This is a genomic window from Rhodobacter sp. P1_C2, assembly GCF_056406375.1.
The window spans coordinates 33,751-49,568 of the sequence record NZ_JBFUAG010000001.1 but is presented as its reverse complement, the minus strand read 5'-3'; the positions used below and the strand labels follow the sequence as shown (position 1 = coordinate 49,568).

The 15,818-nt window shown below is 66.0% G+C and carries 19 protein-coding genes; 6 read left to right on the top strand and 13 right to left on the bottom strand.

Annotation, left to right across the window (positions count from 1 at the left end; translation table 11 throughout):
- Positions 1-80 precede the first annotated feature (80 nt).
- The 6 genes from AC1DZT_RS00280 to AC1DZT_RS00255 all read right to left on the bottom strand — a co-directional run bounded on the left by AC1DZT_RS00280 (position 81) and on the right by AC1DZT_RS00255 (position 5,046).
- On the bottom strand, positions 81-1,412 hold the full coding sequence (locus AC1DZT_RS00280) for an NAD(P)/FAD-dependent oxidoreductase (protein ID WP_478004584.1): 1,332 nt from the start codon (positions 1,410-1,412) through the stop codon (positions 81-83).
- On the bottom strand, positions 1,413-2,108 hold the full coding sequence (locus AC1DZT_RS00275) for an SDR family NAD(P)-dependent oxidoreductase (protein ID WP_478004583.1): 696 nt from the start codon (positions 2,106-2,108) through the stop codon (positions 1,413-1,415).
- Entirely contained in the window at positions 2,105-2,608 is a 504-nt protein-coding gene (locus tag AC1DZT_RS00270) for a MarR family winged helix-turn-helix transcriptional regulator (protein ID WP_478004582.1), read from the bottom strand. Before AC1DZT_RS00270 ends, AC1DZT_RS00275 begins: the two co-directional genes overlap by 4 nt.
- A 256-nt stretch (positions 2,609-2,864) precedes the next feature.
- The gene (locus tag AC1DZT_RS00265) at positions 2,865-3,620 is read right to left on the bottom strand and encodes a molybdopterin-binding protein (protein ID WP_478004581.1); all 756 of its coding nucleotides are present in this window, start codon (positions 3,618-3,620) and stop codon (positions 2,865-2,867) included.
- A complete protein-coding gene (locus tag AC1DZT_RS00260) occupies positions 3,620-4,471 on the bottom strand; it encodes a cytochrome b/b6 domain-containing protein (RefSeq protein WP_478004580.1) in 852 nt (283 codons plus the stop codon). The genes AC1DZT_RS00265 and AC1DZT_RS00260 overlap by 1 nt, the downstream gene beginning before the upstream one ends.
- Before the next feature lie 65 nt (positions 4,472-4,536).
- The gene (locus AC1DZT_RS00255; protein ID WP_478004579.1) at positions 4,537-5,046 is read right to left on the bottom strand and encodes a hypothetical protein; all 510 of its coding nucleotides are present in this window, start codon (positions 5,044-5,046) and stop codon (positions 4,537-4,539) included.
- A 240-nt stretch (positions 5,047-5,286) separates the two neighbouring features.
- Here AC1DZT_RS00255 and AC1DZT_RS00250 point away from each other — a divergent pair, with 240 nt between their 5' ends.
- Positions 5,287-5,940 carry a peroxiredoxin-like family protein gene (locus tag AC1DZT_RS00250; RefSeq protein WP_478004578.1) on the top strand — a complete coding sequence of 218 codons (654 nt, stop codon included), beginning with the start codon at positions 5,287-5,289 and terminating at the stop codon, positions 5,938-5,940.
- Here the strand turns inward: AC1DZT_RS00250 and AC1DZT_RS00245 are convergent.
- The 6 genes from AC1DZT_RS00245 to AC1DZT_RS00220 all read right to left on the bottom strand — a co-directional run bounded on the left by AC1DZT_RS00245 (position 5,880) and on the right by AC1DZT_RS00220 (position 11,158).
- Positions 5,880-6,824 carry a LysR family transcriptional regulator gene (locus AC1DZT_RS00245; RefSeq protein ID WP_478004577.1) on the bottom strand — a complete coding sequence of 315 codons (945 nt, stop codon included), beginning with the start codon at positions 6,822-6,824 and terminating at the stop codon, positions 5,880-5,882. The two genes, AC1DZT_RS00250 and AC1DZT_RS00245, sit on opposite strands and share 61 nt — an antisense overlap.
- Before the next feature lie 123 nt (positions 6,825-6,947).
- Positions 6,948-7,646, bottom strand: a complete 699-nt coding sequence (gene msrA, locus AC1DZT_RS00240; protein WP_478004576.1) for a peptide-methionine (S)-S-oxide reductase MsrA — start codon at positions 7,644-7,646, stop codon at positions 6,948-6,950.
- A 71-nt stretch (positions 7,647-7,717) separates the two neighbouring features.
- A complete protein-coding gene (locus AC1DZT_RS00235) occupies positions 7,718-9,040 on the bottom strand; it encodes a cytochrome c biogenesis protein DipZ (RefSeq protein WP_478004575.1) in 1,323 nt (440 codons plus the stop codon).
- 22 nt (positions 9,041-9,062) lie between these two features.
- On the bottom strand, positions 9,063-9,545 hold the full coding sequence (gene msrB / locus AC1DZT_RS00230) for a peptide-methionine (R)-S-oxide reductase MsrB (RefSeq protein ID WP_478005070.1): 483 nt from the start codon (positions 9,543-9,545) through the stop codon (positions 9,063-9,065).
- 225 nt (positions 9,546-9,770) lie between these two features.
- The gene (locus AC1DZT_RS00225) at positions 9,771-10,574 is read right to left on the bottom strand and encodes an anti-sigma factor family protein (RefSeq protein WP_478004574.1); all 804 of its coding nucleotides are present in this window, start codon (positions 10,572-10,574) and stop codon (positions 9,771-9,773) included.
- The gene (locus AC1DZT_RS00220) at positions 10,571-11,158 is read right to left on the bottom strand and encodes a sigma-70 family RNA polymerase sigma factor (RefSeq protein ID WP_478004573.1); all 588 of its coding nucleotides are present in this window, start codon (positions 11,156-11,158) and stop codon (positions 10,571-10,573) included. Before AC1DZT_RS00220 ends, AC1DZT_RS00225 begins: the two co-directional genes overlap by 4 nt.
- 336 nt (positions 11,159-11,494) lie before the next feature.
- Between AC1DZT_RS00220 and AC1DZT_RS00215 the strand changes: the two genes are divergently transcribed.
- The 3 genes from AC1DZT_RS00215 to AC1DZT_RS00205 are packed head-to-tail and all read left to right on the top strand — an operon-like array spanning position 11,495 to position 13,455.
- Entirely contained in the window at positions 11,495-12,475 is a 981-nt protein-coding gene (locus AC1DZT_RS00215) for an MBL fold metallo-hydrolase (protein WP_478004572.1), read from the top strand.
- Between the two features lie 21 nt (positions 12,476-12,496).
- Entirely contained in the window at positions 12,497-12,961 is a 465-nt protein-coding gene (locus AC1DZT_RS00210) for a tetratricopeptide repeat protein (protein WP_478004571.1), read from the top strand.
- Between the two features lie 53 nt (positions 12,962-13,014).
- Positions 13,015-13,455 carry a DoxX family protein gene (locus AC1DZT_RS00205; protein WP_478004570.1) on the top strand — a complete coding sequence of 147 codons (441 nt, stop codon included), beginning with the start codon at positions 13,015-13,017 and terminating at the stop codon, positions 13,453-13,455.
- Here AC1DZT_RS00205 and AC1DZT_RS00200 read toward each other — a convergent pair.
- The gene (locus tag AC1DZT_RS00200) at positions 13,436-14,350 is read right to left on the bottom strand and encodes a LysR family transcriptional regulator (RefSeq protein WP_478004569.1); all 915 of its coding nucleotides are present in this window, start codon (positions 14,348-14,350) and stop codon (positions 13,436-13,438) included. The genes AC1DZT_RS00205 and AC1DZT_RS00200 overlap by 20 nt on opposite strands.
- Positions 14,351-14,465: 115 nt before the next feature.
- On the opposite strand from AC1DZT_RS00200, the gene AC1DZT_RS00195 reads away from it, so the two are divergent.
- Both AC1DZT_RS00195 and AC1DZT_RS00190 read left to right on the top strand, forming a co-directional pair.
- Complete coding sequence (locus AC1DZT_RS00195) at positions 14,466-15,221, top strand: glucose 1-dehydrogenase (RefSeq protein WP_478004568.1); 756 nt, start codon at positions 14,466-14,468, stop codon at positions 15,219-15,221.
- Between the two features lie 26 nt (positions 15,222-15,247).
- Positions 15,248-15,787, top strand: coding sequence for a carboxymuconolactone decarboxylase family protein (locus AC1DZT_RS00190; protein ID WP_478004567.1), 540 nt, complete (start codon positions 15,248-15,250; stop codon positions 15,785-15,787).
- Positions 15,788-15,818 lie beyond the last annotated feature (31 nt).

Sequence of the window (15,818 nt, the reverse complement as noted above, 5' to 3'; positions counted from 1 at the left end):
CTGGAGTGAACCGGGCGCGGCTTCTGATGGCCGCTGTCCGGGGATGAGGTGAACCGGCGAGGCCGGCCCGTGCCTTCGGGTCAGAACCCGCTGATCAGCTCGATCTTCGAGCCGTCGGAGAAGCGGTTGAACCGGAAATGCGCCGGATCAACCAAGGGTGTGCGGCCGGTCACCAGATCGGCCATCAGCCTGCCGGCAGCCGGGCCGATGCCGAAGCCGTGGCCGGAAAAGCCCGAGGCGAGGAAAAAGCCGGGGATGCGGTCGATGGGGGAAATCACCGGCACGGCATCGGGGGTGACGTCGATGTAACCGGCCCAGCGCTGCGCGATCTCTGCCGCGGCGAGGGCGGGAAAGGCCTGGATCGCGGCGCGCATCGCCTTGTCGGACAAGGCCTTGCTCGGCACCGGGTCGAGGACGCGGTTGTATTCGAAGGGGCTCGGCTCATCCAAAGCCCAGCGCCGCGCCAGACGCGCCTCATCCAGAAAGCGCAGGCCCAGCCGGAAGTTGAGCGAGCGCCACTCCTTGCGCAGCGCCGGCAGGAAGGCCAGCGCCTGACGGAAGCTTTGCGGCACGATGTCCACGACGTTTTCATGCCCCGAGGCGATGGTATAGCCGCCGTCCTGCCGCTTGCGGATCGCAAAATCCTTGTGCCAGATCGCCTCTTCCGGGCCGCCCTCCAGTGGCTTGGTGCGGATGACCGAGTTCATCACCTTCAGCTGCGGGAAATTGATCCCGAGGTTGCCGGAAAACAGGCTCGACCAGGCCCCGCCCGCCAGCACGACCGCCTTGCAGGCGATCGGCCCGCGTTCGGTCACCACACCGCTGATCGCCCCGCCCGAGGTTTCGATGCCGCGCACCGCACATTGGGTCAGCACATGGGCGCCGCGTTCCCGCGCCGCTTCGGCAATGGCGGGGGCGGCCTTTTGCGGTTCCGCCCGGCCATCGGCGGCGGTGTAGAGCGCGCCTTTCAGATTCATGTTGGCATTGGGGAACTTCTCGCCAAACTCCTTGGCGCTCAGCATCCGGCTTTCCAGCTGATAGCCGTCGAGGTTGCGGTTCCAGGTCTCGTGCTGGGCAAATTGCAGGTCATCGGCGCAGGTGAAGATGATGCCGCTGCGCTTGTAGCCGGTATCCCGCCCGATCCGCGCATCAAGGCCGGACCAGATCCGCAAAGCCTCGGCCATCAGGGGCACTTCGCGCGGGTCGCGGCGCGAGATGCGGACCCAGCCCCAGTTGCGGCTGGATTGTTCGTGACCGATGCCGCCCTTTTCGCACAAGGCCACCCGCAGGCCGCTTTCGGCCAGCTCCAATGCGGTCGAAGCGCCGATGATCCCGCCGCCGATGACGACGACATCCACCGCGCGCGGCAGATCGGCATCACCGTGAACGGGCACGACATAGGGGCCGGGCATTCAGAAACTCTCCTCAAGCTGGCAGTTCACCGCGAACTCGGCGACGCTGGATGTGTTGGGCAGCTCCAGGATCATTGCGATGATCCGGGCCAGGTCCTTGGGGTCGGTCATCCTGTCCTGCGGCATGTCGGTGAGGGCGGCACTCATGTCCGAGGCGACGAAGCCCGGACAGATCGCGGTGGCGCGGATGCCATGGGCGAACCCCTCGTGGCGCAGGGCATGGGCGAGGGCGACGGCCGCGAATTTCGACAGGGAATAGCTGCCCGCGCCCGAAGCCTTCACCCTTTTGCCCGACAGCGAGGCGAGGATGACCACCCGGCCCTGCCCCGAGGCCACCAGCGCAGGCCAGGCCGCCTGCGCCAGCCGGCGCGGGGCCATGACGTTCACCTCCATCAAGGTCTGGATATCGGCGTCGGTGGCCTCGATCACCGATTTCGGGATCATCACCCCGGCATTGGCGACCACCGCGTCGATCCTGCCGAACCGCGCCATGGCCGCGGTGACCCAGGCATCCTGCGACGCCGGGTCGGTTGCGTCATAGGGGTGCAGATGCACGGCGTCGCCGGCCCAACCGGGCCGCTCCGGCTGGCGCATCCCCAGCGAGACATCCCAGCCATGGCCCGCAAGCCATTCCGCCACCGCAGCCCCAATGCCACGGCTTGCCCCCGAGATCAGGGCCACCGGCTTTGCGGTCATGATTTCACCTCGCGCAGGCGGCCATAGGCCCGCTTCAGAATGTCGATCAGCACGGCCTGTTCATCGCGCGGGATGATCTTGTCGAAGAAATCCTCCGACTGCTGCACCGCGATGGTGCGCACCTTGACCGCCAGCGCGGCGCCCTTGGGGGTGATGTAAAGCTCCTGCGCGCGGCTGTCCTCGACCGAGGTCTTGCGGAAGATCAGGCCCTGATGTTCCAGCGTATCCAGGATGCGCCCCATCGCCGAACGGTCGCGGAAGGCCAGTTCAGCCACGACCGAGGGCCGGATGCCCGGGTGGCTGTCGATCAGAAGCAAAGCGGTGATCTTGCCCTTGCCCTTGGCCACCTCAAGATTGGCCAGCCGAGCATCCAGATCGCGCGACACCGAGGTGTCGATGACCCGGATGTAGAAGCTCAGGACATTCTCCAGAACGTCCAGATCCACATGGTCGACATGACTGGCCGTGGCCGCGGAAGCGGCCTCTTTTGGCTGTTTCACGAATGGCTCCCATCGCCGGCGCGACCCTCGGCCGCTTGTTTTGTTGGGGTACGCTAGGATGGATGATGGATAAATACAACTAATTTTAGTGGACAAATACAATTATCGCGCGGCGGCGAAAACGCTTGTGAATCGGGCAGATTTGCGGGCGCGACCGGTCTCATTGCCCCGGAATGCGGCAAGATGGAAAAACGCCCCGCGGCGGGCATGCCGCAGGGCGTTTCGATTCGGGGTGAGGCGGGGGTGGGTCGCGGGGCTAGATTCCGGCGTACCAGTCGTAGCCGATCTGGTCCTCCCAGAAGCCGCCCTTGCCAAGGCCGATCCCGGCAAGATCGGCGCGGGCCTCGATCCGCATGATGTATTTGGCCTGCTTGTAGCCAAGCTGCCGTTCGACCCGCAGCCGCAGGGGCGCGCCGTGGCCCACCGAAAGGGGCGCATCGTTCATCGCATAGGCCAGGATCGTCTGCGGGTGGAAGGCATCCACCAGGTCGATGCTTTCGTAATAGGCGTCGCCGCCGAAGTCGTCGGCGCAGTGCAGCACCAGATAGCGCGCGGTGGGCAGAAGATTGACCTGCGCCAGAAGGGCGCCGAGCGGCACGCCGGTCCATTTGCCGATGGCGCTCCAGCCTTCCACGCAGTCGTGGCGGGTGATCTGGGTTCGCGAAGGCATCGCCTTCAGCGCGTCGAGCGAGAAGCTGGCCGGCTTGGCGACCAGCCCATCGACCTGCAACTGCCAATTGGCGAATTCGGTGTCCATATGGCGCTGATACTCGTCCGAGGTGGGCATCGTGTTGCCGTTGGTGCGGAAATCGGGCGACATGTCGGCCTCGGTGAACTCGGGCGCCAGGGAATGGCGACCGATCAGGCGATGCGTCCGGTAGGACAGCTGTTCGCCGCTGCCCAGAACCAGGTCGCGGAACGAGGGGCTGAGGATCAACCCCGCCGTGCCGCCGATGATCGTGGTGAAGCCAAGGCCGGTCAGCAGGCCGCGGCGGGTCAGATGCAGGGCCATCACTCTTTCTCCTCGGGCAGACGATAGCGACCGGTGATCATCGAGCGGATCTCGTTGACGGGGCCGGCCAGGACGACCATCAGCAGATGGACCAGAATGAAAAGCACGATGCCGAAGGCAAAGATGAAGTGCAGCGAGCGCGCCGATTGCCGCCCGCCGAACAGCACCAGAAGCCAGGATTCCGAGGCATCGAGACCGGGCGACATGGTGAAACCGGTCAGGACCATGCCGGGGATCAGCACGATCAGCACGGAAAGATAGGCGAATTTCTGCAGCACGTTATAGCGCCGGGCCGCCTCGCCCTTGGGAAAGTTCAGCGTGGCGTGATGCTTGATATCGGTCCAGACATGCGCGGGCTTCACCTCTTCGGCGGTGGGCAGAAGGTCGCGCTGCAGGTGGCGGTTGGTGAGGCTGCGCAAGAGGTAGGCCGCGATACCTACGGCAAAGACCCAGGCGAAGGTCAGATGCCAGCGGCGGGCGATCGCGAGGTTATAGGTCTGCGGCAGGGTCGCCCAATAGGGAAAGGCGCGGTTGCGCTCGGTCCCCGTGGCATCGGTCCAGCGCCCCAGTACGCCGGTCGTGGCGATGGTGACAGAACCGATGCGCAGGTAGCCGGTGTCATCCTGGGTGGCGCCGATCTGCAGCCAGGCATGGTCGGGATTGGCGCCGTATTTGCCCCAGTAAAGCCGGGGATGCGCGTTGAAGATCATCAACCCGCTCATCAGCATGATCACCAGGGTCACGACATTCGTCCAGTGCCAGAGCCGGGTCGAAAGCCGGTGCCTTTCGACAAAATCGCCGCCGACGGGCGTGGTCTTGGTCGGCATGTCCATGGGTTTGCTGATCTGCATTTGCGCCGTCCCGTTGAGGGTGAAGGGGGTGGGGGCACCGGCCAAGGACCGGTGCCCGCGTCGGATCATTTCTTGGGGTGCAGAGCCTCGGCGACCATCATCTTGGGATGGGCGGCGCAGGTCTTGACCACGGCGGCCATCGATTCTTCCGGGCTCATCGCCATCGCATCGCCGGCCTTCATCGCGTCATCGGTCTTCATCGCATCGCCCGAGGCCATCGCGTCGCCCGACTTCATCGCGTCATCGGTCTTCATCGCGTCGCCCGAGGCCATGGCATCGCCCGACTTCATGGCATCATCGGTCTTCATCGCGTCGCCCGAGGCCATCGCGTCGCCCGACTTCATCGCGTCATCAGTCTTCATCGCGTCATCGGTCTTCATCGCATCGCCGGATTTCATCGCATCCGCCGACATCATCGCATCGCCCATCATCATTGCGGTGTTGAGGGCGGCGACCTTCTTGTCATGGCTCAGCTTGCTGAAGGCGCTGCAGCTGATGTCCTTGGCGGCGGTGTCGGCAAATGCGGGGGCGGTCAGCGCGGTGGCCATCGCGAGGGCGAGCATGAAACGGGTCATCGGAGTCTCCATAGGTTGCGGGCATCGCCGGTATTGGCGGGGTTCCGTCAGGGTCGAACCGATCCTTCAGTGGACCGATTACCCAGAAGGTGACCGAGCCAGGCCCAAGTTGGAAATGCCACCTGCCAATGCTTTCAATGCCCGCAGGCTATGACGCGGCACGCTTCCATGCCGGGGATGTATGGAACCCATACCAGCCGCGCTCTTTAAGTGGCGGGGGATTTCGGCGATGATGGCGGCATGAAAAACCCAGCCACCCTCGCCGCGCGCCTCGATGTCTGCCGCAATCGCCCCGGCAAATGGCTCGCAAGCTATGATGCGATGATCGCCCGCCTGAAGGGCTCGGATGCGATGGCGGGGGCGCCGCGGGTCGGCGATCTGGCCCCGGATTTCGCCCTGCCCGATGCCAAGGGCGTGCTGCACCGGCTCAGCGACCTTCTGGCCGAAGGGCCGGCGGTGCTCAGCTTCAACCGTGGCAGCTGGTGCCCCTATTGCCGGGAAGAGATCGGCGCCTGGGCGGAGAATCGCGACGACCTTCTGGCGGCGGGCGGGCGGCTGATCATCGTGACGCCCGAAACCGGCGGCAAGCTGAAGGCCCTGGCCGCGATTGCCGGGCCGGGGGTGGTCGTGCTGTGCGATCCCGATCTGGGCGTGGCGCTGCGCTATGGGCTGGCCTTCCCGGCCGGCCCCGCGCTGTTGCAGGAGTTTCTCGATGGCGGCTTCGATCTGGCCGAGGCTTACGGCACCAGCAACGGCTTTCTGCCCGCCCCGGCGACCTTCCTGCTAGACCGCGCCCGGCAGGTGCACCTGGCCTTCGTCGACCCGGATTTCCGTCACCGCGCCGAACCTGCCGATGTCCTCGTCGCCTTGTCGATCATGGGCAAGCCCGCCTGATCGGCGGTATCGGCCAGCCCGGCCTGCCAGTCGCGCGCCCTTGCGGCGCGCAGGAAAGCATCGGCGGCAGGCCCGCGCCGCCGCCCGGCCACCGCACTCAGCACCACCTTGAGGTAAAGCTCGCAATCCTTGAAGCGGACCGTGGTCACCCCCGGGGCGCAGGTGCCCGCCGGCACGATCGCCGGGCCAAGCCCGAGCGCCACCAGCCGCAACGCCTGCGCACAGCTGTCGACCCGGTGGCGGAAGGCGGGGGCGAGGCCCATCATCCCGGTGGCATTGCGCCAATGCGCCGTGCCGTCGTCGTGGCAGTCGATCCAGGTCTCGCCCGCCACCTCGGCCAGGCAGACCGGCCCGCCACAGGCCAGGGCATCGCCGCTGCGCACCGCCATCTCGTAACGCTGCAGGTAAAGCGGCCAGCTTTCCAGCCGCTCATGCGGCTTGTCGGGCTGGGCGATAATCAGAAGGTCGATGCCGCCCTTCAGCGACTGTTCGACCAGCTCTTCGCTGGTGCCGTTGCGCAGATCGATGGTCAGCGCCGGCAGCATCCGGGCCACGGCGGCCAGGGTCTCTTCCAGCACCGCCGAGCCGAGGCCATGCGCCACGCCGATCACCAGGGGCACCACCTCGGCCCGGCCAATGCTGCTGGCCAGCGAGGTCGCCGCCTCGGCCGCCTCGTAGGTCTGCTCCAGATGCGGCAGGACGCGGCGGCCCAGTTCGGTCAGATGGGTCAGCGCGCGTTCCCGGTTGAAAAGCGGGCTGCCGAACTCGTCCTCCAGCTTCTGGATGGCCCGGGTCAGCGCGGGTTGCGTCACATTGCACTGATCGGCGGCACGGGTGAAGTTCAGCGTCCGCGACACGGCCAGGAAATATTTGATCTGGTGCATTTCCATTGGTTTACAGGTCACCCAGCTGCGTTGCCGACCGCGGTCCGTTTCGGGAATGCCCAGGGCGCAAGGAAGACCTCGCATCATGGGCGCTGTGCTTGTCGAAGAAATCCGGCGAAGGGGTCAATTCATAACCAGAACCGGTTTCGCGCGATAGTCACCGGGGAAGTAGGTTTGTAAATCGTCAATTTTCGGAAGGTCGTTCACCACAATATACCCATAGGTCGGGTGCAGGGCGAGAAAGTCCTGATGCGCATCCTCGGCCCGGAAGAATTTCGCGGCGGGTTCGACCCTGGTCACGATCGGGCGGTGGAAGACCTTGGCGGCGTCCAGCTGCGCGATATAGGCCTTGGCAACGCTCGCCTGTTCGCCGTTTGTCGGAAAGATCGCCGAGCGGTACTGCGTGCCGTGGTCCGGCCCCTGGTAGTTGAGCGTCGTCGGGTCCGCCGCGACCGAGAAGAAGATCTGCAACAGATGGCCATAGGTTACCTTGGACGGGTCATAGACGATCTTGACCGCCTCGGTATGGCCGGTGGTGCCGGTGGAGACCTCGTCATAGCTCGGGTTGTTCTTGGTGCCGCCGGCATAGCCGGAGGTGGCGCTGATCACGCCTTTCACATGCTGGAACACCCCCTGCACGCCCCAGAAACAGCCACCCGCAAAAAGTGCGGTTTCGGTGCCGGAACGGGCGGCCTCGTCGGTCTGGGGGGCGGGAAGGCGCAGACCCTCGCCGGCAAAGCTGGCTTGGGCCAGAAGGCCGCTGCCAAGCGCGGTCAGCGCCGCAAGGGCCAGGCGGAAGCGGAAGGTTTTGGTCGCAAGCATGATCGGAACTTTCTGCAAAGGAGGGGAGGAGGGGAAGCCGGGCCACCGGGGGCCCGGCAGGCTGCTGCGCGTCAGATGCCGGCCGCGTCACGTTCGGCCAGCAATTGCTGGATCACCTCTTCAGAGACATCATAGGCGCCTTCGCCGAAATGGTGGAAGCGGACGTTGCCCTCGGCGTCGATGAAGTAATGCGCCGGCCAGTATTCGTTGGAGAACTGGCGCCAGATCTTGAAGTCGTTGTCCATCGCCACCGGGAAGGTGATCCCGAGGTCGGCCACCGCCTTCTTCACATTGGCCGGGTCCTTCTCATAGGCGAACTCGGGCGAATGGACGCCGATGACCACCAGCCCCTTGTCGGCATATTTCGCCGCCCATTCCTTCACATGCGGCAGGGCATGCAGGCAGTTGATGCAGCCGAAGGTCCAGAAATCGACCAGCACGACCTTGCCCTTCAGCTGCTCCATCGTCAGCGGGGCGGAGTTGATCCATTGCACGGCGCCATCGAGGGCAGGCACGGTCGGTTGCACCGGCAGGTCGAACTTGGCCTGCAGGACCGGCAGATCGTAACCGGCCTTCTGCGCCTGGATGTTGATCAGGCGGGGCATCGTCGCCGGGGCGGCCGCGTCCTCGGCGGCGCTCGGGTCGGCGTTCATCGCACCGGGGGTGGTGGCCAGATGGTCGAGCAGACCCTGTTCCAGGCCCGCGGTGCTGGCATAGGACCCCTGCGCCAGCAGGCGGGTGTCAACGCCGAGGCCAATCGCGACCGAGGCCGTGACCACCGCCGCACCAAGGCCCCGGCGCAGCCAGATTCCGGCACCCAGCGATGATTTCATCGCCCGGAACATCCGCCCCCCGACCAGAAGCGCCAGCGCCAGCGAGGTGGCAGCCCCCAGGGCATAGGCCAGAAGCAGCAGGCTGGTCCCCAGATTGGCCCCGTTCAACGCCGCCCCGGTCAGGATCAACCCCAGCACCGGCCCGGCGCAGGGCGCCCACAAAAGACCCGTCGCCACCCCGAGAAGAAGCGAGACGGCAATGGTCGCACCGCCCTCGCGGGTCTCGCGGTCGGCCCGCTCTGACAGGCGCGCGCCCAGCGCCACCACGGGGCGCATCGCCCGGTCGGACAGGGCGGGGAACAAGAGGATCAGGCCGAAACCTGCCAGAACCACCAGCGCGAGGCCGCGGCCGTATTGGTTGGCCGCCACCGCCCAGCCACCGCCGAAGGCCGCAAGCGAGGCGACGGCGGCGAAGGTCGCAGCCATGCCCGCCAGCATCGGCAGGGTGCTTTTGAGGAAGGATTGGCCGGTGCGCGCAAAGACGAAGGGCAGCACGGGCAGGATGCAGGGGCTGACGATGGTCAGGATGCCGCCGAGATAGGCAAGAAGAAGCAAGAGCATGGGATTTCCTTTGCGTGTCGGGTCAGGCGGCGGCGTGGAAGGTCATGGCGACCCCGTTCATGCAGTAGCGCAGCCCGGTCGGCTGCGGCCCGTCGGTGAAGACATGGCCCAGATGGCCGCCACAGCGGCTGCAATGCACCTCGGTCCGGACCGAGAGCAGCGAGTGGTCCTCGCTGGTGCCCACCGCACCGGCCAGGGGTTGCCAGAAGCTGGGCCAGCCGGTGCCGCTGTCGAACTTCGTGGCGGCGGAGAACAGCGACTGATCGCAGCCCGCACAGGCAAAGGTGCCGGCACGGTGTTCGTCCAGCAGCGGGCTGGTGAAGGGGCGTTCGGTGCTTTCCTGGCGCAGGACGCGGTATTGCGCGGGCTTGAGCAGGCGGCGCCATTCGGCATCGCTGTGGCTTACGGCAAAGCTTTCGCCCGCCCGGGCGGGCTTGCCCGAGATCGCAAGGCGCAGGCCAGCGAGGCCCAGCGTCAGGGAGGTCAGGGCGGAACGACGGGTCAGCTTCATGGGCTTCGGTCTCCGGCTGGGGCCCGGGGCGCGACGGGCGCGCCGGACGGGCGGTGGGGGGTCCGGGCCAGATGCCTTGTCGCCAAGGGCACCTCCCGATGGCCGGGGTTCATCCCGGTCTCGGAAAGGCACTTCGCGGGAATTGCCTGCGTGTTACGCGGCTCACGCTTTGGTGTTCATTTTCTGCGGAAGGGCCAGTCTGGGCGGCCTCCTCTGCGCTCAATAGCCGGTGGCGGCGGAAAACAGGGCGTGAAAATCACCGACCTCGCTGGCAGTCGCATCCGACACGGCCCAGAAGGTCAGGCCGCCCGAAGACCAGCTGACGAAATTATAGCCGTCGAGGTTGCTTGCGACGGGATGGGCAAAGCGGTCGGTTTCCGGCGCGATGAAAAGGTTGAGGACATGGTTGTTGCGCCGGTAAACCAGCGCCGCCACCACCCGCCCGCCAAAGTAATCGACCCGCCCGCCGACCAGCGGGAATCCCTGCGCCACCAGATCGGTCACCGGCGGCGAGAAGTCGATCTTGCCATTGAACCAGGGCCGCACCGTATGGCGGTCCGAGGTTTCGACATCGACCAGATGGCTCGCCAGCATCGAGCGGATGTGGCTGGCAAGGATTTCCTGCTGCAGATCATCGCCGCGCAGGGGGTTGAAGGACAGGACCACGACCGCGGCCAAGGCGGCGAAGGTCGGCACAAAACCCCAGCGGCGCAGATGATCGCGGGCCTGGGCCAGAAGCGCCCCGCCCTTGGCCGCGCGGTCCGGGCGCGTGTCGCGGGCCTGCTCGGCGGCAAGCGCCACCATCACCGCGGCGCGGGCGGCATCGGGCATGGGCGGACGCAGCTCTGCCCGGCCGAGGACCTGGCGCAAGGCGCGGATCTGGTCCAGCTCCCTGCGGCAGGCCTCGCAGCTTTCCAGATGGCGTTCCACCGCGACGGTGTTCAGGGCGTCGAGCTCGCCATCGACCAGGCTGTGCAGATGCAAGGCCCAATCGGGGCAGGCTTCACGGGCGGCTTGGCTCATCGGGCTGCTCCTTCTTCTTGGCACATGGCGGTCCAGGCAAGGCTGAATTCCTGCCGCGCCCTTGCCAGCCGCGACATGACGGTGCCGATCGGCACCTCGGTCAGTTCGGCAATCTGGCGGTAGGAGAAGTCCTCGAACTCGCGCAGCACCAGAACCTCGCGCATCGCCTCTGGCAGGGCGCCGATCACCGCCTGCACCCGGGCGGAGTCCGACCGGCGGATCAGCGCCATTTCCGGCGTGTCGGCCTCTGAAGCCAGGTCATGCGCGGGCGATCCTGCGCCCTCCTCCCCGGTGGTATCGCCCAGCGGCATCTCCTTGAATGCGCGCTCGCGTCCGTGGCGGGCCCAGCCGCGATAGCAGTTGCGCACGATGGCAAAGACCCAGGCCCGCGCATCGCCGCCGCGATACTGGGCAAAGCTGCGATGCGCCCGCAGAAAAGCCTCCTGCACGATATCTTGCGCCGCATCGGCATCGCGGCTGAGAAAGCGCGCGAAATTATAGGCCGCGTCGAGATGCGGCAGGATCGTCGTCTCGAACCTGTCCTGCGCCGGATCACGCGGCGCGGGTTTGAGGAAATTCCTCATGGCCGGCCCCTGCGACGGGACGCAGCGGCCCGCCCGTTGAGAGATTGCGTCATCCATCCTCCGGCGCAGCAGAATCGCGGCAGCCCCGGTCGGCAGAGCGGGGCGCGCTGCAGACTAGATCGGTTTTGCCTTTGGTTTATTCCCTGCGCCGCGCATAATTTTGTGATCGTCGGGCGAAACCTGCACTCGGGCCGGAAAAGCGCCCTTTTCCGCGAAATTCTGAAAAAACTTCCGGCCGCGGGGAATAAACCGGCGGGTCGCAGGCTCTTGCCTGTCAGTGAGGGCGCAAATGTGCGGCTCACGGAAATCGACGTCCCTTCAACCGGAGTTTCCAAAATGACACATCTGACACGCCGCGGCGTGCTTGGTACGGCTGCCGCTGCTGCTGCCTTCGGGCTTTCGGCCCAGCTGGAGTTCCTGATGCCGGCCGCGGCGCAGACGGCGCCCGCTGACGAGCCTTCCACCGGCTTTTACCGCTACAAGGTCGGCGATGTCGAAGTGACCGCGATCTATGACGGGATCTGGCGCAAGCCGCATGACCCGGCCTTCATCAAGAATGCGACGGTGGACGAGGTGAAGGCGGCGCTGGCCGCGGCCCATCTGCCGACCGATTTCATGCCGATCCCGGTGACGGTGCTGGTGCTGAAGCTGGGCGACCGGCTGGTGATGATGGATGCGGGATCGGGCGTCGGCCAGTGGCAGGCCAATGCGACCAACCTGCCCAAGAACATGGCCGCCGCCGGGATCGACTACAAGAAGATCACCACCGTCGTCCTGTCGCATTTCCACCCCGACCATGTCTGGGGCCTGATGGAGAAGGGCACCAATGCGCCGGTCTTCCCCGATGCCGAACTGATCGTGAATGCGGTCGAATACAACTGGTGGACCGATCCGGCCCGGCTTGACCAGCTGCCCGAGGGGCGCAAACCGGCGGGCAAGCGCATCGCCTCGGTCTTCCCGACCTGGAAGAACTGGACCCTGGTCGATGACGGGGCCGAGGTTCTGCCCGGCATGAAGATCCTCGCCGCACCGGGCCATACGCCGGGCCATTCGGCCTTCCTGATCGATGCCGGCAGCGAACAGCTGATGATCTCTGCCGATACGATGTATGTGCCCGCACTTCTGGCACCGCATCCCGACTGGCAGGGCAGCTATGACCAGGACGGCCCCACCGCCATCACCACCCGGCGCCGCCTGATCGACCGGGTGATCGCCGACAATATCAAGATCACCGGCACCCACTTCCCCTTCCCCGGCTCGGGCCGTTTCGTCAAGGACGGCACTGCCTATGGCTTCATGCCGACCGAGCTTGGCTGAACCCAGAGAAAGGACATTTCCATGTCAAAACGCAAGCTTCTGCCCGTGCTCGGGCTGTGCCTCCTCACCCTCGCCACGCCATTTGGCGCCCTGCCCGCCTTTGCCGTGGACAATATCGACGGGGATTCGACCGTCGATCTGACCTCGGTCCGCGCCAAGATCGCGGCGGAGGATTACAAGGCCGCGCTCGCCGAACTCCGCGATCTGGCCGAGGACAACCAGACGGCCGATGTCTACAACCTTCTGGGCTTCACCCTGCGCAAGACCGGCGATTTTCAGACCGCGCTGACCTATTACACGCGGGCCCTCGACCTCGACCCCGGCCACCTTGGCGCGCATGAATATCTGGGCGAGCTTTATGTCGAGACCAATGATCTGCCCAAGGCGCGGGAGCAGCTGGCCGTGCTGACCAAGCTTTGCCCGTCCGGCTGCGAAGAGCGGGAGGATCTGGAAACCGCCCTCAAGGCCAAGACGGCCAGCAACTGACCACGGGGGCGGGCGCAGAACCGCCCGCCCCTTCCCACCTCCCGGAGAGATCCATGACACCCGTTTTCCCGCGGCCCGGCCCGCGCGCGGTCGATGCCTGCCTTCTGCTGGCGCGCCTGTTGCTGGCCCTGATCTTCCTTCACGAGGGGGTGACGCTGACCACCCATTTCGACGGGGCCAGCGCCGCCTTCGCCAAGCTGGGCATCCCGCCCTTCCTGCTGATCCTGACCATCCTGTTGCAGCTGGCCGGGGGAATGTCGCTCGCCGCCGGGCTTTTCATGCGGCTGGGTGCGGCGGGGCTCGGCCTGTTCTGCATCGCCACGGCCTTGCAGATCCACACGAATTTCGCCGTCCAGAACGAGGTTCTGCAGTTCGAGAAGGACCTCGGCCTCGCCGGCGGCATGCTGGCGCTGTTGGTCTGCGGGCCGGGGCAAATCGCGCTCGACAGCCTCGTGGCGGCGCGGGTTTCCAGCCTCAGATGGTTGCTGCGCTGAGCTTGGGGTCGATGTGGAACTCTGCCGCGAAGAAGTCGATCGCGGCGCGGACCTTGGGTGCAAGGTGCCGGCGCGAGGGGTAGACCGCGCTGATCGGGTGATGCGCCGGTTCGAAGGCCTGCAGCAGGACGCGGACCTGGCCGCTTTCGATCTCGCCCTGCACGAAATGCCAGATCGGCACATTGGCGATGCCAAGCCCATGCAGGGCAGCAGCCAGAACCGCCTCGGTATTGTCCACCCGGATCGGGCCGCTGATCGGCTGCGACAAGGGCCCCTCCGGCCCGGCAAAGGTCCAGACCGGCCCGCCGACCAGCCCGCCATAGACGATGCACCGGTGCCGGGCCAGATCGGCGGGCTGCAGCGGCGTGCCATAACGCGCGAGATAGGCCGGCGTTGCGACCACCACCCGCCGCGACAGGCCGATCTGCCGTGCGATCAGGTGGCCATCCTCGACCTTGCCGACGCGCAGGGCCAGGTCGATCCCCTCTTCGATCAGGTCGGTGAACCGGTCATGCATCACGAGGTCGATCTCGATGCCGGGATGGCGGGTCATGAAGGCCTCCAGCCGCGGGATGACATGCAGCCGCCCGAAGACCCCGGCACAGGCCAGCCGCAGCCGCCCCGTCGCCTGCCCGCGCTGCCGCCCCACCGCCGATTCCGCCTGCGCCACCGCGTCGAGCGCGTTCAGCGACAGGTCATAGAAGCTGCGGCCATCCTCGGTCAGGGTCAGGCTGCGCGTGGTGCGCTGCAACAGAAGGCAGCCAAGGTGATCCTCCAGCGCCGCGACCTGCTTGCTGATCGTGCTTTGCGTGCTGTTGGTCTCCCGCGCCGCAGCCGAGAAGCTGCCGCTTTCCACGACCCGGACAAAGACCTGCATCCCCGCCAGACGGTCCATCCCGGTCCCCCTATTCATTCCATATGCGACTTTATGTTAGGAATAATTCCCGACTATTGCAATCAGACCGAATGAATAGATTGGCCTCCACACAACACCCCATGTGGAGCAGATCATGAATTCCGACAAACCCGTTGTCCTCGTCACCGGCGCGCTGACCGGGATCGGCCGCGCCACGGCGCTGGCCTTCGCGCAGGAGGGGGCCACAATCGCCGTCTCGGGCCGGCGCGAGGCGGAGGGGCTGGCGCTGGCCGCCGAATTGCAGGGCCTCGGCGTCGCTGCGGCCTTCTTCCGCGCCGATGTGCGCCATGAAGAAGAGGTGTGCGATCTGGTCGATCAGGTGGTTGCCACCTTCGGGCGGCTGGATGTCGCCGTCAACAATGCCGGGACCGAGGGCACGCTGGGCCCGGTCACCGCCTCCACCGAAGCGGCCTATCGCGCCACCTTCGACACCAATGTGCTTGGCACGATCTTCAGCCTGAAACACGAAATGCGCGTGATGCTGGCGCAGGGGTCGGGCGCCATCGTCAACCTGTCCTCGGTGGCGGGTCAGGTCGGCTTCCCCGGCGCCTCGGTCTATGTGGCCAGCAAACATGCGGTGGAGGGTCTGACCAAAAGTGCCGCCCTCGAAGGCGCTGCCGCCGGGGTGCGGGTGAATGCCGTGGCCCCCGGCCCGATCGACACCGGCATGCTCGACCGTTTCGTCGGTGGCAACCAGGAGGCCAAGCGCGGCTTTCTCGCCTCGCTCCCCGTCGGCCGCGCCGGCGCGCCGGAGGAGATTGCCCAGACCATCCTTTTCCTCGCCGGCGACAAGGCCCGCTTCCTGACCGGGCAGATCATCACCGTCGATGGCGGCTTCACCGCGCAGTAACCCCCTTTCATCCAAGGATCATCCCCATGACAAGCTTCAATGTTCCGACCCGTGACGATGTCAGCCCCGCCAATCAGGCCCTGTTCGACAGCCTGAAGAAGGGGCTCGGCATGGTGCCCAACCTCTATGCGACCATGGCCTATTCCGAACATGCGCTGGCAAGCTACCTTGCCCTGCAGAACGCCAAGAGCAGCATCACCGGCAAGGCCCGCGAAGTGGTCAATCTGGTGGTGAGCCAGGTCAACAGCTGCGCCTATTGCCTGGCCGCTCATACGATGATCGGCGGCATGGTCGGCTTCACCCCGGCACAGATCCTTGAAATCCGCAGCGGGCGGGCCAGCTTTGATCCCAAGCTGGATGCGCTGGCGGTTCTGGTCAAGGACATCGCCACAAGGCGCGGCCAGGCCGACGAAGCCCTGCTGCAGGCCTTTTTCGACGCGGGTTGGACCAGGGAGAACCTGGTCGATACCATCGTAGGCATTGGCGACAAGATCACCTCGAACTACCTGCACAGCACGACGAAAGTGCCGGTCGACTTCCCCGCCGCCCCGCCGCTGGCCGCCTGAGCCGCATCGGGGTGGGCCGAAACACCGGCCC